This window comes from Deinococcus indicus, from assembly GCF_002198095.1.
GTDB lineage: Bacteria > Deinococcota > Deinococci > Deinococcales > Deinococcaceae > Deinococcus > Deinococcus caeni.
In genome coordinates this window covers 753,000-771,824 of the sequence record NZ_NHMK01000009.1, presented here as the reverse complement: position 1 = coordinate 771,824, position 18,825 = coordinate 753,000, and the positions used below count along the sequence as shown (strand labels likewise).

19 protein-coding genes are annotated in these 18,825 nt (G+C 70.2%); 6 read left to right on the top strand and 13 right to left on the bottom strand.

The window, feature by feature from the left end; genetic code table 11:
* Positions 1-88: 88 nt before the first annotated feature.
* The 4 genes from tpiA to CBQ26_RS06185 all read right to left on the bottom strand — a co-directional run bounded on the left by tpiA (position 89) and on the right by CBQ26_RS06185 (position 3,838).
* Positions 89-820 carry a triose-phosphate isomerase gene (gene tpiA / locus CBQ26_RS06200; protein ID WP_088247631.1) on the bottom strand — a complete coding sequence of 244 codons (732 nt, stop codon included), beginning with the start codon at positions 818-820 and terminating at the stop codon, positions 89-91.
* Positions 817-1,989 (bottom strand): phosphoglycerate kinase, encoded by a 1,173-nt coding sequence (locus CBQ26_RS06195; protein WP_088247630.1) that lies wholly within the window; start codon positions 1,987-1,989, stop codon positions 817-819. Before CBQ26_RS06195 ends, tpiA begins: the two co-directional genes overlap by 4 nt.
* 101 nt (positions 1,990-2,090) lie before the next feature.
* A complete protein-coding gene (gene gap, locus CBQ26_RS06190; RefSeq protein ID WP_088247629.1) occupies positions 2,091-3,083 on the bottom strand; it encodes a type I glyceraldehyde-3-phosphate dehydrogenase in 993 nt (330 codons plus the stop codon).
* 200 nt (positions 3,084-3,283) lie between these two features.
* A complete protein-coding gene (locus CBQ26_RS06185; protein WP_229844017.1) occupies positions 3,284-3,838 on the bottom strand; it encodes a YceI family protein in 555 nt (184 codons plus the stop codon).
* A 121-nt stretch (positions 3,839-3,959) separates the two neighbouring features.
* On the opposite strand from CBQ26_RS06185, the gene CBQ26_RS06180 reads away from it, so the two are divergent.
* A complete protein-coding gene (locus CBQ26_RS06180; protein WP_088247627.1) occupies positions 3,960-5,366 on the top strand; it encodes an aspartate kinase in 1,407 nt (468 codons plus the stop codon).
* Positions 5,367-5,540: 174 nt separating this feature from the next.
* Here the strand turns inward: CBQ26_RS06180 and CBQ26_RS06175 are convergent, their stop codons facing one another.
* A complete protein-coding gene (locus tag CBQ26_RS06175; RefSeq protein WP_088247626.1) occupies positions 5,541-6,236 on the bottom strand; it encodes a phosphatase PAP2 family protein in 696 nt (231 codons plus the stop codon).
* A 234-nt stretch (positions 6,237-6,470) separates the two neighbouring features.
* Between CBQ26_RS06175 and CBQ26_RS06170 the strand changes: the two genes are divergently transcribed.
* Positions 6,471-6,656: a hypothetical protein gene (locus CBQ26_RS06170; RefSeq protein ID WP_088247625.1), complete on the top strand. Its 186-nt coding sequence runs from the start codon at positions 6,471-6,473 to the stop codon at positions 6,654-6,656.
* A gap of 97 nt (positions 6,657-6,753) precedes the next feature.
* Here CBQ26_RS06170 and uvrC read toward each other — a convergent pair whose 3' ends face one another.
* Positions 6,754-8,607 (bottom strand): excinuclease ABC subunit UvrC, encoded by a 1,854-nt coding sequence (gene uvrC, locus CBQ26_RS06165; RefSeq protein ID WP_088247624.1) that lies wholly within the window; start codon positions 8,605-8,607, stop codon positions 6,754-6,756.
* A gap of 190 nt (positions 8,608-8,797) precedes the next feature.
* Here uvrC and CBQ26_RS06160 point away from each other — a divergent pair, with 190 nt between their 5' ends.
* From CBQ26_RS06160 to CBQ26_RS06150, 3 genes are all read left to right on the top strand, one after another.
* Positions 8,798-9,211 carry an Rrf2 family transcriptional regulator gene (locus CBQ26_RS06160; RefSeq protein WP_088247623.1) on the top strand — a complete coding sequence of 138 codons (414 nt, stop codon included), beginning with the start codon at positions 8,798-8,800 and terminating at the stop codon, positions 9,209-9,211.
* A gap of 99 nt (positions 9,212-9,310) precedes the next feature.
* Complete coding sequence (locus CBQ26_RS06155) at positions 9,311-10,183, top strand: SDR family oxidoreductase (RefSeq protein WP_088247622.1); 873 nt, start codon at positions 9,311-9,313, stop codon at positions 10,181-10,183.
* Positions 10,184-10,220: 37 nt separating this feature from the next.
* The gene (locus CBQ26_RS06150) at positions 10,221-10,841 is read left to right on the top strand and encodes a histidine phosphatase family protein (protein ID WP_088247621.1); all 621 of its coding nucleotides are present in this window, start codon (positions 10,221-10,223) and stop codon (positions 10,839-10,841) included.
* A gap of 119 nt (positions 10,842-10,960) precedes the next feature.
* Here the strand turns inward: CBQ26_RS06150 and CBQ26_RS06145 are convergent, their stop codons facing one another.
* The 6 genes from CBQ26_RS06145 to CBQ26_RS06120 form a co-directional block, all read right to left on the bottom strand.
* Entirely contained in the window at positions 10,961-12,169 is a 1,209-nt protein-coding gene (locus tag CBQ26_RS06145; protein ID WP_088247954.1) for a Gfo/Idh/MocA family protein, read from the bottom strand.
* Positions 12,166-13,203, bottom strand: a complete 1,038-nt coding sequence (locus tag CBQ26_RS06140) for a dipeptide epimerase (protein ID WP_088247953.1) — start codon at positions 13,201-13,203, stop codon at positions 12,166-12,168. The genes CBQ26_RS06145 and CBQ26_RS06140 overlap by 4 nt, the downstream gene beginning before the upstream one ends.
* Positions 13,200-14,087, bottom strand: a complete 888-nt coding sequence (locus CBQ26_RS06135) for a C40 family peptidase (protein WP_308430591.1) — start codon at positions 14,085-14,087, stop codon at positions 13,200-13,202. The genes CBQ26_RS06140 and CBQ26_RS06135 overlap by 4 nt, the downstream gene beginning before the upstream one ends.
* A 96-nt stretch (positions 14,088-14,183) precedes the next feature.
* Positions 14,184-14,873: a histidine phosphatase family protein gene (locus tag CBQ26_RS06130; protein ID WP_088247619.1), complete on the bottom strand. Its 690-nt coding sequence runs from the start codon at positions 14,871-14,873 to the stop codon at positions 14,184-14,186.
* A 42-nt stretch (positions 14,874-14,915) separates the two neighbouring features.
* Positions 14,916-15,926: a dipeptidase gene (locus CBQ26_RS06125; RefSeq protein ID WP_088247618.1), complete on the bottom strand. Its 1,011-nt coding sequence runs from the start codon at positions 15,924-15,926 to the stop codon at positions 14,916-14,918.
* Entirely contained in the window at positions 15,923-16,627 is a 705-nt protein-coding gene (locus tag CBQ26_RS06120) for an HAD family hydrolase (RefSeq protein WP_088247617.1), read from the bottom strand. Before CBQ26_RS06120 ends, CBQ26_RS06125 begins: the two co-directional genes overlap by 4 nt.
* Before the next feature lie 225 nt (positions 16,628-16,852).
* Between CBQ26_RS06120 and CBQ26_RS06115 the strand changes: the two genes are divergently transcribed.
* Positions 16,853-18,001, top strand: coding sequence for an alanine--glyoxylate aminotransferase family protein (locus tag CBQ26_RS06115; RefSeq protein WP_088247616.1), 1,149 nt, complete (start codon positions 16,853-16,855; stop codon positions 17,999-18,001).
* Between the two features lie 63 nt (positions 18,002-18,064).
* Here CBQ26_RS06115 and CBQ26_RS06110 read toward each other — a convergent pair whose 3' ends face one another.
* Positions 18,065-18,769: a metallophosphoesterase family protein gene (locus CBQ26_RS06110; protein ID WP_088247615.1), complete on the bottom strand. Its 705-nt coding sequence runs from the start codon at positions 18,767-18,769 to the stop codon at positions 18,065-18,067.
* Positions 18,770-18,825 lie beyond the last annotated feature (56 nt).

Sequence of the window (18,825 nt, the reverse complement as noted above, 5' to 3'; positions counted from 1 at the left end):
CTGTTGACCATCCGCCATCAACCATCAACCATCAACAGGAGCAGCGGCCGGGAAACTGGCCGCTGCTCCTGTCTGTCTTGCCCCCGCGTTACTTCAGGGCGTCGTTCATGCCGATGACGTCGGCGACCTTGAGGCTCGCGCCGCCGACCAGCGCGCCGTTCACGTTGGGTTTGGCGCAGATGCTGGCGATGTTGTCGGGTTTGACGCTGCCGCCGTACAGCACCTGGATGCGGTCGGCGTCGCTGCCGTAGCGGACGGTGAGGGCCTCGCGGATGGCGAGGGCGAGTTCCTCGGCGTCGTCGGCGGTGGCGGTCTTGCCGGTGCCGATGGCCCATACGGGTTCGTACGCGACGACCACGTCCGGCCCGACGCCCTCGAGGCTGCCTTCCAGTTGCGCCAGGGTGTAGGGCACGTGCTCGCCCTTCTCGCGCACGTCCAGGCCCTCGCCGACGCACACAATGGGCGTCAGGCCGTGCGCCTGCGCCTGCCGGGCCTTGGCGGCGACGGTGGCGTCGGTCTCGCCGTGGTACTCGCGGCGTTCGCTGTGGCCCACGACGGCGTAACGGGCGCCCACGTCGGCCAGCATCGCGGCGCTGATCTCGCCGGTGTAGGCGCCGGATTCGTGCGCGGACACGTCCTGCCCGCCGAACGCCACGCCGGCCGGGAGGTTCGTGGCCAGCGCGGGCAGCATGATGGCGGGCGCCATCACGGCCAGTTGCGCCTCGCCGGTGGTCAGTCCTGCCGCGAGTTCCTGCGCCCAGGCCTGCGCCTCGCTGGGCGTCTTGTTCATCTTCCAGTTGAGTGCCAGCAGGTTCTTCATTTCATGGCCTCCACGCCGGGCAGCGCCTTGCCTTCGAGCAGTTCCAGGCTGGCGCCGCCGCCCGTGCTGATGTGCGACACGCGGTCCGCCTGTCCGCTCTTGTTGATGGCGCTGACGCTGTCGCCGCCGCCGATCACGCTGTACGTGCCTTTACCGAGGTCCGCGACCGCCTGGGCGATGGCGTTCGTGCCGCCCGCGAACTTCTCGAATTCGAACACGCCCATCGGGCCGTTCCAGAACACGGTCTTCGCGCCGGCCAGGGCCTGCGTGAACGCCTCGCGGCTGTCCGGGCCGATGTCCAGTCCTTCCCAGTCGTCGGGAATCTCGGCGGTGGGGACCACGCGGGTGTTCGCTTCGTTGCTGAAAGCGTCGGCGACCAGGGTGTCGGTGGGCAGCACGATCTTCTCGCCGTACTTCGCGAGCAGTTCGCGGGCCTTGTCGAGGAAGTCGTCCTCGTGGATGCTCTTGCCGATCTTGCCGCCCTGCGCCTTGACGAAGGTGTAGGCCATGCCGCCGCCGATCAGCATGCGGTCCACGGTGGGCAGCAGGTTCTCGATGACCAGCAGTTTGTCGCTGACCTTGGCGCCGCCGATGATCACCACGTACGGGTGCGCGGGGTTGTTCAGCAGTTTCCCGAGGGCCGTCACCTCGGCCTCCAGCAACAGGCCGCCGGCGTGCGGCAGCAGGCCCGCCACGCCACTCACGCTACTGTGCGCGCGGTGCGCGCTGCCGAAGGCGTCCAGCACAAACGCGTCACCCAGCCGCGCGAGGCGGGCGTTCAGGTCGGCGTCGTTCTTCTCCTCGCCGGCGCTGAACCGCACGTTCTCCAGCAGGGCCACGGCGCCTTCCGGCAGGGCCTGCACGGCAGCCAGGGTGTCGTCGCTGTCGGCCGCGCCCGCAATGAACGTCACGGGCTGCCCCAGCACGCCTTCCAGTACGGGCGCGACGGGTTTCAGGGAGTACTTCTCCTCCGGGCCGTTCTTGGGGCGGCCAAAGTGGCTCATCAGGATCACGTTGCGGGCGCCGGCGTCCAGCAGCGCGCGGATGGTCGGCAGGCTGGCCGTGACGCGCGTGTCGTCCTGCACGACGCCGTCCTTGACCGGCACGTTGTAGTCCACGCGCACCAGCACGCGCTTTCCGCTGACATTCAATGAGTTCAGGTTCTGCATGATTCCTCCAGGGCAAAGGCAGGTGAAAAGGGCAGGCAAAAATGATGGTTGATGGTCGACAGTCGGGAAACCATCAACCATCAACCATCACCGGGCGGTGTTCAGCCCTTGGCTTGCACGAGCTGGGTCAGGTCCGCGATGCGGTTGCTGTAGCCCCACTCGTTGTCGTACCAGCTGAAGAACTTCACGAGGCTGCCCATGGCCATGGTCAGGCCGCCGTCGATGATCGCGCTGTGCGGGTCGCCGACGATGTCCTGCAGGACGATGGGGTCCTCGGTGTAGCTGATGATGCCCTTGTGGCTGCCTTCGGCGGCCTTGCGGAACACGTCGTTGACTTCCTCGACCGTCACGTCGCGGCCCAGGATGACGACCACGTCGCTGATGCTGCCGACCGGGGTGGGCACGCGCAGGCTGGTGCCGTCGAACTTGCCTTTCAGGGCGGGGTACACCTGCGAGACGGCCTTGGCGGCGCCGGTGCTGGTGGGGATGATGTTCACGGCGGCGGCGCGGGCGCGGCGCAGGTCGCTGTGCGGCAGGTCCAGAACGCGCTGGTCGTTCGTGTAGGAGTGCACGGTGGTCATGATGGCCTTCTCGATGCCGAAGGCCTCGTCCAGCAGTTTCATGGGCGCGCCGAGGCTGTTGGTGGTGCAGCTGGCGTTGCTGATGATGTGGTGGCTGGCGGGGTCGTAGTCCTGCTCGTTGACGCCCAGCACGATGCTGATGTCCTCGTTCTTGGCGGGGGCGGTGATGATGACCTTCTTCGCGCCGCCCTCGAGGTGCTTGCCGGCGCCCTCGCGGGTGGTGAAGATGCCGGTGGACTCGATGACGATGTCCACGCCCATCTCGCCCCACTTGATGGCGGCGGGGTCGCGTTCGGCCAGCGCGTGGATCTTCTTGCCGTTCACGGTGAGGCTGTTGTCGTCGAATTCGACGGTGCCGCCGAAGCGTCCGGCGGTGCTGTCGTACTTCAGGAGGGTGGCGAGCGTCTTGTTGTCGGTGAGGTCGTTGATGGCGACCACTTCAACGCCGCGAGCTTCCAGAACACGGAACACCAGACGACCGATGCGGCCGAAGCCGTTAATCCCTACTTTCATGCTGTGCCTCCAGTCTTGAGGGCCACCCCCCACGTTTGGGGGCAGTCACCTCGCATGTCGCAGTGTAACCCGTCCTGTCAACACCTGACTTCGTGTCCTCTGCACACCAACGGATTGGTGAACCGGGTTCAAAACGATCTGGGCGGAAACAGGGCCGTCCCAGCGCCCGTTTTCCGCCCGACCCGCCGGATTTCCGCCGCTCAGTTGGTACTCAGCACGAACGTCACATCCACGGTGACAGTGTCCGCGCCGCCCTGGTAGCGCACGTTGAAGTCGTAGGGATTGAACTTGAACTGCGTGCTCACGTTCACCTTCCCGCCGGTCAGGGTCGCCTTGATGGGCGCCGTGATGGTCTTCGTGGTGCCCTTGACGGTCAGTCTGCCGGTCGCGGTCGTCGCGACGGTCTGGCCCTCGGTCAGCTTCCCGCCGGTCAGGGCGGTCAGTTCGAAGGTGGCGTTCGGGAACTGCGCCGTTCCCAGCGCCCCGGCCCCCTTGGCGTGGTTGTCGCGCAGCGCGATCCCGGTTTTCAGGGTCGAGACGGGCACCGTGACGGTGCCGCGCGTGGCTGCGAGGTCCTGCGGGTCGAGCGTGACGTTCGCCGTGACGCCCGTCATGGTGCCGGGGACCGGGACGACCGTCACCCGGTAATTGAAGGTGGCGGTGCCGTCGGCGGCGCGGTACGTGGCCGCCTGCGCCGCTCCGGGCAGGGTGGTGGCGAGCACGAGGACACACAGCGGACGCAGGTAGTTGTTCACACGAGTATTCTGCCGGGCTCCTGTGAAGAACCCGTGAACCCCCCTCCAGCTTCCCTGAAGGTCGCCGCCCTGCTCAGACGCCTGTGGGCGGCGCGGGCGGCGGCGCGGCATACTCTCAGGCATGAACGAGTCGCTTCTGGTCATGAAATACGGCGGGACGAACATGCAGGACGCCCGCGCCGTCCGCCACAGCGCGTCCCTGGCCGCCCGCAGCATCCGCGAGGGCGTGAAGGTCGTGGTGGTCGTGTCGGCCATGGCCGGCGTCACCAACCAGCTGCTGAAACTCGCGGACGCCGCGCAGTCCGGCGACATCGCCAGCGCCAACGACGAGATCGCCGCCATGCGCACCCGGCACTTCACGGCCGCGCAGGAACTCGGCGCGGCCCCCGACAGCGACACCGTCCGCGAGATCCGCGAGATGCACGAGACGCTCCGGCAGGCCGTGTACGGCGTGTACCTGCTGCGCGAACTGACGCCCCGCAGCCGCGACCTGATCGTCGCGTTCGGCGAGCGCCTCTCCGCGCCCCTGATGAAACTCGCGCTCGAACAGGACGGCCTGCGTGCCCACCACCTGTCCGGCGGCGAGGCCGGCATCGTAACCGACACGCACTTCGGGAACGCGCGCCCGCTGCCCGGCACGTACGAACGCATCAAGGACCGCCTCAGCGGCCTGCTGAGCGCCGGGGTCACGCCGGTCGTGGCGGGCTTCATGGGCGAGACCGAGAAGGGCGCGATCACGACCCTCGGGCGCGGCGGCACCGACTTCAGCGCCACGATCATCGGCAAGGCCCTGAGCGCCACCGAGGTCTGGGGCTGGAAGGACGTGGACGGCGTCATGAGCGCCGACCCGCGCGTCGTCGCGGACGCCCGCAACGTGGACGTCCTGAGCTATGGCGAGGTCATGGAACTCGCGTACTTCGGCGCGAAGGTCCTGCACCCCCTGGCGGTCACGCCATTGCAGGACAGCGGCATTCCGCTGCGCCTGAAGAACTCCGCCGATCCGGACTTCGCCGGGACGCTGGTGCAGGCGCAGCCGCGCGACGAGGCCGGGCACCCGGTCAAGGCCGTGACCGCCATCCGCAACGTGAGCATCATCAACGTGAGCGGCGCGGGCGTGCTGGGCATCCCGGAAGTGATCGCCAGCGTGTTCGACGCGATTGCCCGCGAGAACGTCACGCTGCTGATGGTCTCGCAGTCGTCCAGCATGAGCAACGTGTCGCTGGCCGTGCAGACCACCGACGCCGAACGCACCCTGAACGCCCTGCGCGCCGGCGTGAGCCTGGAACTGAAGGTCGAGCAGCAGGACCACGTGGCCGTCCTGGCGATCGTGGGCAGCGGCATGCGCGGGCAGAAGGGCGTGTCGGCCCGCCTGTTCACGGCCCTGGCCGCCGCCGACGTGAACATCCTGATGATCTCGCAGGGCAGCAGCGAACTGAACGTCAGCGTGGCCGTGGAGGCCGAGCATGTGGACGAGGCGACCCGCGCCGTGCACGCGGCCTTCAACCTCGGCCGGTCCGTGACGGCCTGAGCAGCTGAGCGGAGGGGGCGCGGAAGGCTACCGGATGGAGCTTCCGCGCCCCCTTCCGTTGAGGAGGGACAGGGAGCGGAGGGGGAGAGCGAGTAAATCATTCACGATTTGCCAAAATCGTGAATGATTTCACTTGATGATCTTACTCACTCACGCCATCCATCCGACCCGCCCTCAGCGGGTGTCGCGCGGGCCCGCCGGAGAGCCCCGCAGCTGCGGCCAGCGCCGCGCCATCACCGTGTACAGACCCGCCACCCACGCCACGCTCGCCGTGAAACCCGCCAGCACATCCGACGGGTAATGCACGCCCAGGTAGTTGCGGCTCGCGCCGACCGCCAGCGCCCACAGCAACCCGAACACCGCGACCGGCCACCCGGCCCTCGACCGCCAGAACACCAGCGTCAGCGCGAAGCCGAACGCCGCGTTCGACATGGCGTGCCCGCTGGGGAAACTGAATCCCGGCTCGTTCAGCACGGCCAGCAGTTCGTCCGGACGGGGCCGCTGGAACACCAGTTTCGCCGTGACGTTCAGCAGGGTGGCGCCCGCCACGCCCGACACCAGGAACCAGCCGTGCGCCCGGCCACCCCGGCCCGCCAGCAGCCACGCCACCAGCAGGGTCACGAACGGCAGGACCGCCACGCCCCCCAGCGTGGCGAGTGCCTCGGCCACCCAGGTCAGGGCCGGCGTGCGCCGCTGCGCGTACCAGTCCAGCACCCCCCGGTCCCACGGGAACCCACCCTCCCGGAAGACCTCGTACGTCAGGTGCGTGAACAGTGCGAAAGGCACCAGCACGCCCAGCAGCGCCAGCAGCAGCGACCGCCAGTGCTGACGCAGGAAGGGCAGGTATTCACGCCGGGAGTGGGGAAACATCCCAGCATTACAGCCGCTGGCACCGCCCCCGCGTCAGGCGGCGCACTTGCCGCTTGCTTAACCCTCGGGTGCCCCCGTGCCTACCAGCGGCCGGGCCGGCTACGCCCAATGGCGCACCCCGCGCTGCGCCAGCTGCCGCATGTGCTCCGGGGGTCGCGAGGCGCACCATGAGGGCGTCAGGAACGCCAGTACGGGCTGCCAGCGGGGCGGCGGCGCACCTGCCCGGAGACACGCATGCACTACCTTCCCACCCATCCCGGCGCAGCCCGCGCCCAGGCCCTCCTGAACGAGGCGCAGCAGGCCCGGCAGGCCCGACTCGCGCAGGCCGCCGCCCGCGCCCAGGCGGACCGGCAGCCCGCCCACGCCGCCCGCCTGACCTTCCTCCTGGCCGCGCTGCGCCGCCACCTGCACCTCGCGTGAGCCCCGGCTACCCGCCGCCCACCGAACTGCACCACCTGCCCGCCGCACCACACAGCGCCGCTCCCTGAACCGGGGGCGGCGCCTGCGTTGGATGGCCTCAGCTGGTGATGGGCCGGCTGTTCGCCTCGCGCTGCGCGAGGAAGTCCTTGACGCTCTGCGCGGCGCGGGCGTTCATGCCAGGCACGGCGGCGATCTGCTCGACCGGGGCGCTGCCCAGGTCCTCGAGGCTGGTGAAGTGTTCCAGCAGCGCGTCCCGGCGTTTCTGCCCGATGCCCGGCAGGTCGTCGAACACGCTGCGCAGCATGGATTCGCCGCGCAGTTTGCGGTGGTACGTGACGGCGTAGTTGTGGACCTCGTCGCGCACGCCGATCAGCATCCGCAGGGCCGGGTGGGTGTGCGGCAGCAGCAGTTCGCGGTCCACGCCGACCTCGGTGCCGGTGTCCAGCCACCACTGCGCGCCGTACCGGCCGGGCAGGATCAGGCGTTCCTCGCGCTTGGCGAGGCCCACGACGGGCACGCGCACGTCCGCCTCCTTCAGGGCGTCCAGGGCGGCGTTCACCTGCCCGCGCCCCCCGTCGATCAGCAGCAGGTCCGGCAGCGGCAACTTGTCCGAGAGGCTGCCGGTGAAGCGCCGCACGATGGTCTGTTTCATGCTGGTGTAGTCGTCCGGGTGGTCCAGGCCGCGCACCTTGAAGCGGCGGTGTTCGCCCCGGCGGGCGCGGCCACCCTCGAACACGACCATGCCGGACACGATGTTCGTGCCGAACAGGTTGCTGTTGTCGTAGCCCTCGATGCGCCACGGGCGGTCCCCGAGCGCCAGGACCTCGCGCAGGGCGTCCAGGCCCGGATGGTCGCCGCGCCGTTCCAGCAGCGCCATCTCGGAGTCCAGGCCGCTGTGCGCGTTGCGCTGCGCCATGTCGATCAGATCGACCTTGTCGCCGCGTTTGGGGGTGCGCATCTCGATGCGCCGCGCGGCCTTCTCAGACAGGAATTCGCTCCAGACCGGCGCGTCGTCGAAGTCGGCGGGCAGCAGGATCAGCGGCGGGACGTGGGTGGCCTGCGTGTAGTAGTCCTGCACGAACGCCTCGACGATCTCGCCGAGCGGGGCGTCCTCGGTGCCGGTCAGGAAGCGTTTGTCGCGGCCCACGACGCGCCCGCCACGCATGCGGAACAGTTGCACCATGGCGTACTCGCCGGCCTGCGCGGCCCCCAGGAAGTCCAGGTCGGTCTCGTCGCTGACGAAGGCGTGCTGCTCGGTGCCGAACAGTTTCTCGACGGCCTGCACGCGGTCGCGCACGCGGGCGGCCTGCTCGAAGTCCTGGCCCTGCGCGGCGACTTTCATGTCGCCCTTCAGCCGGGCGATGACGGGCGCGGCGCGGCCCTCGAGCAGGCTGGTCACGTCCTCGACGGTGCGGGCGTACTCGCCGGGGTCGGCGCGGTCCACGCAGGGGCCCAGGCAGCGGCCCATGTGGAAGTTCAGGCAGGGCCGCGCCTTCTTCTGCATGGGCAGGCCGCTGTTCTTGCGCAGCGGGAACATGGTGTCGATCAGGTTCTTCACGCGCCGCACCGCCGACGAGTCCGGGTACGGCCCGTAGTACCGCCCGCCATCCTTGATGACGCGGCGCGTGACGACCAACATCGGGAAGGCCTCGTTCGTGAGTTTCAGGAACGGGTAGTGCTTATCGTCTTTCAGGGTGACGTTGTAGTGCGGGCGGTGCTGCTTGATGAGGTTGGCCTCGAGGACGAGCGCCTCGACCTCGTTGCGGGCCGTGATGAATTCCAGCGTGTCGGCCAGCGCCGTGAACTTGCCGCTCTTGCCGCCGGCCTTGAAGTGCTGTCCGACCCGCGAGCGCAGGTTCTTGGCCTTCCCGATGTAGATGGGCGTGCCCCCCTTGCGGAAGATGTACACGCCGGGCGTGGTGGGCAGCACGGGCAGGTCGTCTGGATGCACCTGCCCAGGATAGGGGAGAGGCCCGCCCGTTTCCGTGACCCTGGGCGCGGTCACCCGCAGGCCGATTGACCACACGCCGATGGAATGGAGCCGAGCAGGGCGAGTGGAAGGTCCGTTCTGGGCGCGCGGCACTTGACAGCCCGCCAGCCTGTCACTAATCTGCTGACATGTTGAGCACCGGGGGCCCCGCATGAACAGCCAGTACGCCGTGGCCGTCCATGTCCTGTCCCTGATCGACCGCTTCCCGGAGCACAGCAGTTCGGCCGACATGGCCCTCAGCGTGGGCACCAACCCGGTCGTGATCCGCACCGTGGCCGGGCAACTGCGCCGCGCCGGGCTGATCCGCACCCGCCAGGGCGTGGCCGGCGCCTCCCTGTCCCGTCCCGCCAGCCAGATCACGCTGCTGGACGTGTACCGCGCCGTGAACGGCGAGGACCGCGTGTTCCGCCTGCACGAGCGGCCGCACCCCAGCTGCCCGGTCGGCGCGAACATCCAGGCGACCCTGGAAGACCGCTTCGGACGCGCGCAGGCGGCGCTGGAGGCCGAACTGGCCCGCTCGACCCTCGCGGACGTGACGGCGGACCTCGCGTGCCGGGCCGGGTAGCGGCCTGTTTTTTTTGCTCGACATGTCAGCGAAACAGTGACAGGCAAGCCTGCCCAGAGTCAGTCTGCCCACGCCCTCATTCCCCACAGGAGACCCACCATGATCGGAATCACCGCCGCCACCGGCCAGCTCGGCCAGCTCGTCGTCCAGGCCCTCCTCGACCGGGGCGTTCCCGCCAGTCGCATCGTCGCCCTGGTCCGCACCCCAGGGAAGGCCGCCGCACTCGCCGCGCAGGGCGTGCAGGTCCGCCACGCCGACTACCACCAGCCCGCCACCCTGAACGCCGCATTGCAGGGCGTCGAGAAGCTCCTGCTGATCTCCAGCAACGACTTCAACGACCGGGTCGAGCAGCACCGCCACGTCATCGAAGCCGCCCGCGAGGCCGGCGTGAAGCAGGTCGCGTACACCAGCATCCTGAACGCCGACACCGCCACCTTCGGCCTGGCCGCCGACCATCAGGCCACCGAACAGATCCTGCGGGACTCCGGCCTGCCGTTCGTCTTCCTGCGCAACGGCTGGTACACCGAGAACTACACCGGCAGCGCCGCGCAGGCCATCCAGAGCGGCGCGCTGCTCGGCGCGGCCGGCACCGGCGCCCTGAACCTCGCGGCCCGCCGCGACTACGCCGAGGCGGCCGCCGCCGTCCTCGCCACCGACGGGCACATCCCGGCCGGGCAGGGCGGGCGCGCCTACGAACTCGCCGGCGACGAACGCCTGAACATGACCGACCTCGCCGCCGAGTACGCCCGTCAGAGCGGCCAGCCCGTCGAGTACCGCGACCTGCCGCCGGCCGGGTACGCCGCGACCCTTCAGAGCTTCGGCGTTCCCGAGGGTTTCGCGCACACCCTGGCCGACGTGGACGCCGGGATCGCGCGCGGCGAACTGTCCAGCGCCAGCCGCGACCTGACCACCCTGATCGGCCGGCCCACCACGCCCGTTCGCACCTCGGTCGCCGAAGCCCTGAACAGCTGAATCCAGGACCGCGCCTGGGGTCGCTACACTGCCGGGCATGACAGGCACGAAGCGCGGCGCGAGGGTATGGATCATCCGGCACGGCGAGACCGCCGGGAACGAGGCGGGCCTCCTGCGCGGTCCGGTCAGCGCGAACGACGAACTGAACGATACCGGGCACGCCCAGGCCCGCGCGCTGGCCGCGCACCTGCTGCGTCAGCCGCAGCGTCCGCAGGTGGTGTACGCCAGCCGTTACCGGCGCGCGCAGCAGACGGCCGCCCCTCTGGCCGGTGCGCTGGGCGTGCCAGTGCAGGTCCTGAACGGCGTGCACGAGGTGGACTGCGGCGACTGGGCCGGGCAGCCGTACTCGGCCCTGAACACCCACCCGGAGAGACTGCGCCTGCCCGGCGGCCGCCTGGGCTTTGCGGGAGGGGAGACGTTCGACGAGATCGCCGCCCGCTTCGTCTCGGACGTGAACGCCCTGCCGGACGGCACTGACGCCGCGCTGGTGTCGCATGGCGGCATCATCCGGATCGGGCTGGCCGCGCTGCTGGGCCTGAACATCGAGGACGTCTGGGCGGGTGGACAGCTGGTCCACGGAAACACCGATTACACGGTGCTGGAACGGACGACTGGAGGCTGGCAGGCCGGACAGCTCGCGGTGACGGTCGAGGACTGAACGCAAGAATCCAGCGGCCAGCAGGCGACGGAGGGCTTCTTTCTGGCAGAGAGACTACCCTTTTCACGAACAATCCAAATCGTGAAACTATTCACTTACTGACTATCCAATCCGTCCGCTCAGAAAGCCACGGTCTGCCCCGTCAGCCGGGATTCCTCGGCGGCGAAGGCCATCAGGTGAGAGTCCAGCGACTCGGCGAGCGGGGTGGGTGGGGGAGACTCGCCGCGCAGGGACGCCAGCCACGCCCGGACGAGGCCCTGGTCGCCGCCACCGTGGTTGCCGTGCGTGTCGACGGTCCAGCGTTCGCTGTGGCCGGTGCGGAAGTCGTGGAATTCGAGTTCGCCGCGTTCCATATGGGCGCGCAGTTCGCCGTGCGTGCCGAGGAGTTTCAGGGTGCGGGTGTTATTGTGCGTGAAGGCGCTGACGGTGAGTTGCGCGGTTACGTCGTTCCGGAAGTGAACGGTGACGGCCTGATGGTCGGCGACGTTGTTGTGGCCCAGGTACACGCACTCGCCGTACGGACCGGTCCGCAGGGCTTCGTCGAGGGTCTGGCCGCCAGCGGTGAGGACTGTGACGGGCCAAGCGTGGGGGTCGCGGGTGCGGTAGATGCGGCGCGCGTCGGACGGGCAGTCCTGGACGGGGCAGGTGACGCAGCGGTCGGTCGCGCCGGGCGGGGCGTGTTCGGGCCGGAAGTGGTGCAGGCCGCCCTCGCTGCTGACGCGCTGGGGGGCGCTGCCGGCCAGCGCGCGGAGCAGGTCGAGGTCGTGGCAGGCCTTGGCGAGCAGGAACGGCGCGGCGGGCGGGCTGGCGCGCCAGTTGCCGCGCACGTACGAGTGCGCGTAGTGCCAGTGGGCGACGTTCTCGGCGTGCTGAACGCCGATCAGGGTGCCGAGACGGCCGGACGCGGCGACCTGCTGCACGGCGGTGAAGAACGCGGTGGTGCGCAGGACGTGGCAGACGGTGACGGTGCCGGTCGAGGCGGCCTCGGCGGTCAGGAGCAGGTCGAGTTCATGAGGGTGCAGGCAGATGGGTTTTTCCAGCAGCACGTCGTACCCGATTTGCAGGGCGCGCAGGCAGGGTTGCACGTGGTCATGGTCGGGCGTGGCGATCACGACGGCGTCGGCCACGCGGCCCTGTGCGAGGAAGGCCTCCCAGTGCGTGAACTGCGCCTGCGGGGGGATGCCGTGGCGCGCGGCGACTTCCGCGAGGCGGACGGGGCGGGGTTCCACGACGTGCGTGACCTCCGCCCCCTGCGCGGTGAGGTGCCGGGCGTACACGTCCGCGCCCCGGTTTCCGCAGCCGATGATCGCCACGCGCACGGGATTCATGCGCGCCGCACGCCCCAGCCGTTGCCGGTCGGGCGGTTCAGGTGCCCGGCCTGCCACTCCAGTCCGGTGAAGGGGTCGTCGGCCAGCAGGAGCGCGCCGTCCAGGTCGGCCCAGTCGCACGCTCCGGCGAGGTGCGCGGCGGCGGCGATGCCGAGGCTGCTCTCGATCATGCAGCCCATCATGACCTGAAGGCCGTGCGCGCGGGCCAGCCTCATGGCCGCGAGGGCCTGCAGGGGGCCGCCCAGCTTGGCGAGTTTCAGGTTCACGCCGTCGAAGGCGCGGGCCAGCGCGATCACGTCCGGGACGTGGTGCAGGCTCTCGTCCGCGACGATGGGCACCGTCGAGACGGCCCGCAGCGCCGCGTGCCCGTCGAGGTCGCCGGCCGCCAGGGGTTGCTCGACGAATTCCACGCGGGCAGCGTCCAGCACGCCCAGCATCCGGCGGGCCTGCGTGCGCGTCCAGGCGGCGTTCGCGTCCACGCGCAGCGCGACGTGCGGCGCTTCCTCACGCAGCGCCTCGAGGATCGCCTCGTCGCGGCCCGTGCCGAGCTTGACCTTCAGGACACCGTGCCCACGCGCGACCGCGTCCCGCGCCTGCTCGCGCATGGCGGCGGTATCGGCGATGCTGACCGTGTAACTGCTCTCGGGCAGCGGCGCGGGACTCAGGCCCAGCAGCCGCCAGACGGGGACGCCCGCCGCCTGCGCGCACCACTCGACGGCCGCCATCTCCAGCGCGCACTTCACGCTGGGGTGGTCGTGCGGCATCCGGGCCGTGAGGCGGGCGTGCAGGCCGTCCCAGTCCCAGGGGTCGGTCAGGGCGTCCGCGAGGAGCGGCAGGACCGCCTCGACCGTGCCGCGTGTCTCGCCGTAGAAGGCGTTCGGGGCAGCCTCGCCCTGCCCGGTCAGACCCGCGTGCGTCAGCGTGACGAAGGTGCGCGGGTACGTGCTGTGCGTCCAGCGGGCAATCCCGAACGGCTGCGCCGTGTGCAGGTCCAGCGTCTCCCAGGTCAGGGTGGGGGCAGTCGCGGCGGTCACTGCGTCCACCGCCCGAAACTGCTCAGGTCCGCCTGGAGCCGCGCGCCGTACTCGCCCTCGCCGAGCGTCTCGACACTCACGCGCATGTACGTGGCGTTCGCGTGAACCAGGGTACGGTCGTCCAGCATGACACCCACGTGGCCGGGGAAGAACACCAGATCCCCGCGCCGCGCCGTCTGCACGGGCGTCAGGGCCGCCTGCTGCTGGTCCGCGTCACGCGGCAACGCCCGCCCGAACGCGCCGTACACGAGCTGCGTCAGGCCCGAGCAGTCCAGCCCCCACGCGCTGCGGCCCCCCCACAGGTACGGCGTCTCCACGAACCGCAGCGCCAGTTCCGCCACGTCCACGTCCGGCCGGGCGCTCAGGGCCGCCTCCTGCACCCACGCGTCCTGCCCGTCCGGCAGCAGCACCGGCACCCAGCGGCGGTGCTCCTCCTCGACGACCTCCCCGAACGCCCGCGTGAGACGCGCCCCCAGCGCCAGTTCCGTCAGGACCGGCCGGCTGATGCGCGGCCCCGCAAAGGCATGTGCCCGCAGCGCCGTGACCGTCAGCTCCCCATTCCCGACCGGGCCGCGCGGCAGCAACCCGTCCGCACGCGCCCAACCCAGGTACCCGTCATGCACGGTCCGCACGCGTGCCCAGCCGGTCCCGTCCTCCCACAGCAACTCCAGCGGCTCGCCCGGCAGCGCCTCACTGACCTGCGCCGAATCGGCGTCCGGAGCGGCGCGCAGGCTCAGGCGCGAGCGGCCCGTCACGGCCGCCACCGGCTGCACGAACCGCCACCCGGCCCCCTCCAGCTGGCCCCGCAGGGCCTCCTCGGCCATGCGCATGGCCGGATCGAACGCATGAACACGCGCATCCAGAACGACATCAGTGGGACTCACACCCCACAGCCTAAGCCCCCGACATGCCCACAGGGGCGCAGGTGGTGCAGGCCAGTGGCCCCGAATCTCGTTCAGTCGTTCAGCGGACACCGTCGTTCAGTTCGTCACGAGGTGCCCGGGCAGGTGATCGTGCCGGTTCAGGAACAGAAGCCGGGTGCCGCGCGGCCCGAGTTCCAGCTCGCAGGCGGCGGTGTTGTGCAGTACCAGTTTGGCAGGCAGCCGACTCAGGGGACTGCCCAGCAGCGCGGCCAGCAGGAACTGCGCGAAGTTCTGGTGCGTGATCAGACCCACCCGATCCGTCACGGTGTGGCGGGTTTGCAGGTCGTGCAGGACCGTCCGGGCGCGGGCTGCGTACACCTGCTCGTCGTTCTCCTCGAGGGCACCGTTCCAGGCAGACCGGCCGTCCAGATGGGCGGGCCAGCGCAGCTCGGGGCAGATCCGTTGCAGGGCCTGCCCGGTCTGCCCGGCGGTGGGCGTGCGCGGGCCGGTCAGCTGGCCCAGGTACAGCCCGCCAATCTCGTGGAGCGTGTCCATTCCCTGGACGGGCAGCGCCAGAGCCGTCGCCAGCGGGGCCGCCGTCTGAACGGCGCGCGTGGTGAGGCTGCTGTACAGGTGCGTCAGCGACCCGAGGTGCGGAATGCGGTTGGCGGCCTCGCCGAGCAACCGCGCCTGCTCGAAACCCACGTCGCTCAGGGGCGGGTCCGGATGCCGTCCCTCCTTACCGCCCGTCTGCGCGTACAGGACGTTGTTGAGGGACTGGGCGTGACGGATCAGCACGAGATGCACGCGGCCGAGTGTAGAGCAGGGGCGCCGATTTCGGAGTCTGCGCTACAGGTGCGTGGTGAGCCAGCGCGCCCAGTTCTCCCACGCCACGCTCTGACGGACCCCGGCGGGCAGTTCGTCCAGCACTCGGGGTACGTGCGCGTACCGGTCGATACCGGCGGGGGCCTTCTCGGCCCCGAACCCTCCGTCCAGGTCGGTGCCGAGGGCCACGCGGTCCCAGCCGATCAGGTCGGCGTAGTGCCGGGCGTGGTCGGCCAGCGCGGTCAGGGGCACGCGGTCCAGGCTGCCTTCCGGGAGCGGGCAGATGAAGCGGTTCAGGAGGACCAGTCCGATCACGCCGTCCGCTGCGGCGATGGCGCGGGCCATGTCGTCGGTCAGGTGGCGGTTGCCGGGGACCAGGGCGCGGCTGTTGGCGTGCGTGGCGATCAGTCGCGGGCCGATCTGCGCGGCGTCCCAGAAGGCGTGGTCGTCGAGGTGCGAGGCGTCCAGCGTGACGTTCAGGTCCCGCATGGCGGTCACGAGGTCCACCCCGGCGAGCGTGAGCGGTCCGGGTGCGTCGGTGCCGCCGGCGTAGCGGGTGCGGCCCCAGGCGGGACCGATGACGCGCACGCCCCGCTCGACCCAGAACGGCAGGTCGGCGGCGTCCCGGATGGGGTCGGCGCCCTCCATCAGCAGGACCACACCCAGCGGCGCGTCCGGGCAGTCGAGGTGCGCCTTCACCCCGGCGGCCGAGGTGAGGAGGGTCAGGTGCCCGGCGTCCTGCAGGCGGTGGTAGGCGTCCAGTTGCGCCAGGGCCTGCGCGCGGGCGCCGGCGTGGTCGGTGTACCCGCCGGGCGTGTCGGGGCTGGCCGGGAGGGCGAACAGCGTGCCGAAGCACACGCGGACCCGCGCGGCGCGCAGTTCCGGCAGGGTCACGGTCGCCGTCTGGTCGGGGACGGGATCGGCCGCTCGCAGGGCGTCCAGCGGGAGGGTCAGGTCCCGGCCGTCCAGCAGGTTCATGCCGAGGTCCAAGTGCCCGTCGATCAGGTGCGTGACGGGCGGGTGCGGGTCGGTCATCGGGTTCCGGTCGGCGTGGCGACGCCGATGCGGTCTACCAGTCCGGTCACCTCGCCCAGGCGGCGCAGCGCGCCGGGCGTGTCGCCACGCAGGTCGATCAGGGCGGCGTGCATGCCGACGGCGCGGGCGGCGTCCACGTTCTCCTGCTTGTCGTCGATGAACAGCACCGTGCCGGCCGGGACGCCGAGGGCCTGCGCGGCGGCGTGGTACGCGCCGGGTTCGGGTTTGTGAATGCCGACCGTGCAGGTGGCGACGGCCGCGTCGATCAGGTCGTTCAGGCCCAGGAAGGCCAGGGTGCGGTCGATGCTGGGGAGGGTGTTGCTCAGGACGCCCAGGCGCAGGCCACGGGCGCGCAGGCCTTCCAGGACGGCGCGGGCGTCCGGGACGGGTTTCATGAACGCCTCGTACGGGTAGCGGGCCGAAAGTTGCGCCGCCTGCGTGGGCGTGAGGTTCAGCCGCCGGGCCAGTTCGAGGCTGTACTCGTCCCAGAAGGCGTCCTCCTGCGCCTGGGTACGCAGGTGCCACCACGAGAACGCCCGCGCCTGCCACTGGGCCTGCATGCCGGCGCCGACCTCGTGTGGGTCGAGGCCGAAGGTCTGCGCGGCCCACAGGGCGGCCTCGCGGTACACGCCGGGGTCGGTGTAGGCGATGGTGTCGTCGCGGTCGAACAGCACGGCGCGCAGCGTGGAGTGGCTGGTCATGCCGGACATGCTAGACGCTGGCTGGCCGCGGAACGTGACGGTGTGCGGGCGCGGCCTTGCCGCAGGAGCGGCGCAAGCCCAACAGAAAACCGGCCTGACCTGAATTACACGCAATATAGATGCGAATTCTCAATCAGAGCGCAATAATTCACCTGTATAACATCGTCAGGGAAACATGAGCGCAACAGGATTGCTAAATAGGCACCGCCGCGCTAGGCTGACCGCATGTTCGAGGACCCCTACACCGAGCACGTCCTGCTGACGCCCGGCCCCACCCCCATCCACCCCCGCGCCCAGCAGGCCCTCATGCGCCCCATGCTCGGCCACATGGACCCCGAAATCTTCGCGCTGAACACCGACATCCAGGCGGACCTGCGCGCCATGTACGGCACGACCGACACCACCTTCACCGCCCTGCTCGCCGGGACCGGCAGCCTCGGCATGGAAGCCGGCTTCGCCAACCTCGTCGAGAGCGGCGACGAGGTGCTGGTGTGCGCCAACGGCTCGTTCGGACGCCGCATGGCCGACATGGCCGCCCGATACGGCGCGAACGTCCGCCTCGTCACCGCCCCCCTCGGCGAGGCCATCGACCCCGACGACGTGGCCGCGCAGATGGACGGCGTGCAGATGGTCGCCGTCGTGCACGGCGAGACCAGCACCGGCGTCCTGAACCCCGTCCCGCAGATCGCGCGAATTGCCCGGCAGCACGGCGCCCTGCTGACCGTGGACGCCGTCACGACCGCCGGCATGGAACCCTTCCACATGGCCGAGTGGGGCGTGGACTACGCCTACACCGGCGCGCAGAAATGCCTCAGCGCCCCGCCCGGACTGGCGCCCGTCGCCATCAGCGACCGCGCCCTGGCCCGCTACCACGCCCGCCGCACGCCCACCCCGCTGTGGTACTGCGATTTCGAGGGCCTGCGCGACTACTGGGAACACCACACCTACCACCACACCGTGCCCGTCAACCTGCACTACGCCCTGCACGCCGCCCTGCGCGCCGCGCTGGACGAGGGCATGCTGACCCGCAAGGCCCGCGTGCAGCACGTCGGGCAGGCTATCCAGACGGCACTGGCCCCACTGGGCTTCACGCCCTACGTGCAGCGCCCGGAAGACCGTCTGCCCACCGTCCTCGCCCTGCGCCTCCCGGACGGCTTCGACGACGCCGGCGTCCGCCGCGCGCTGCGGGAGCGGCACATCAGCGTCACGGGCGGCCTGGGCGCCACCGCCGGCCTGATCTGGCGACTGGGTCTGATGGGCGAAACGGCCCGCCCCGCCCCCTACCGCGCCCTGATGAACGCCCTGGAAGACCTGCTGGGCGTGCAGGGCCTGACCGCGCGCTTCGACGCCGCGCTGGAACCCGTTCCCGCCTGAACGCACTGGTACAGGGAAGGCGGGGAACCTCACCTGGGGTTCCCCGCCTTCCCTTTGTGCGCTTCAGCCCATGCGGCCGGTGCGGATCACGTCCGCGATCACGGGCGGCAGGTTCCACGCCATGATGTCGAACGCACTGGACGCGAAATCGTACGTGACCTTGTGCAACGACACCTTCGGCTTCCGGCCCACGCAGTCCACGATCGCCACGTCCGCACCCGGCTCGTGGTTCAGGGTCAGGCCCACGCTGCCGGGATCCACGAACGTCGTCTCGCCGACCACCCGCACGAACGGCACGTGCGACCCGCCCACCACGACCACCCGCGCGCCCAGCGTCTCGGCCAGCGCCTCCAGCTCCCGCTCCTGCGCCATCAGGTCCAGCCGCGCTTCCGGATCGTGCGGACTGCCGTGAAAGTACCGCACCCGCCCGATCGGCGTCACGATCCGCCCGCCCGGCGGCAGGCGCCGCAGGAAATCCACCTGCTCGGGCGCCAGCATCTTCTTCGTCCAGCCCAGCACCTGATCCGCCACGCCCTTACGGTCCGCGCGGTCCCCCAGTTCCATCGCCACGCGCATGTCACTGGACCCCAGGCCCGTCACCCAGCCCTCACGTTTCACGAAATCGATGACCGGCCCCGGACTCGCGCCGTACCCGACCAGATCACCCACCACGATCACCTGATTGACAATATGTTCCGACAGAAAACGCTTGACCGCAGTCAAGGCGTGAATGTTCCCATGAAGATCGCTGATGAAGGCCAGTCGCAAGGTGCCCCCATCCTAGAGCAAAACCGGCCCGGCGTCCCCGCAACCCCCCTATCATG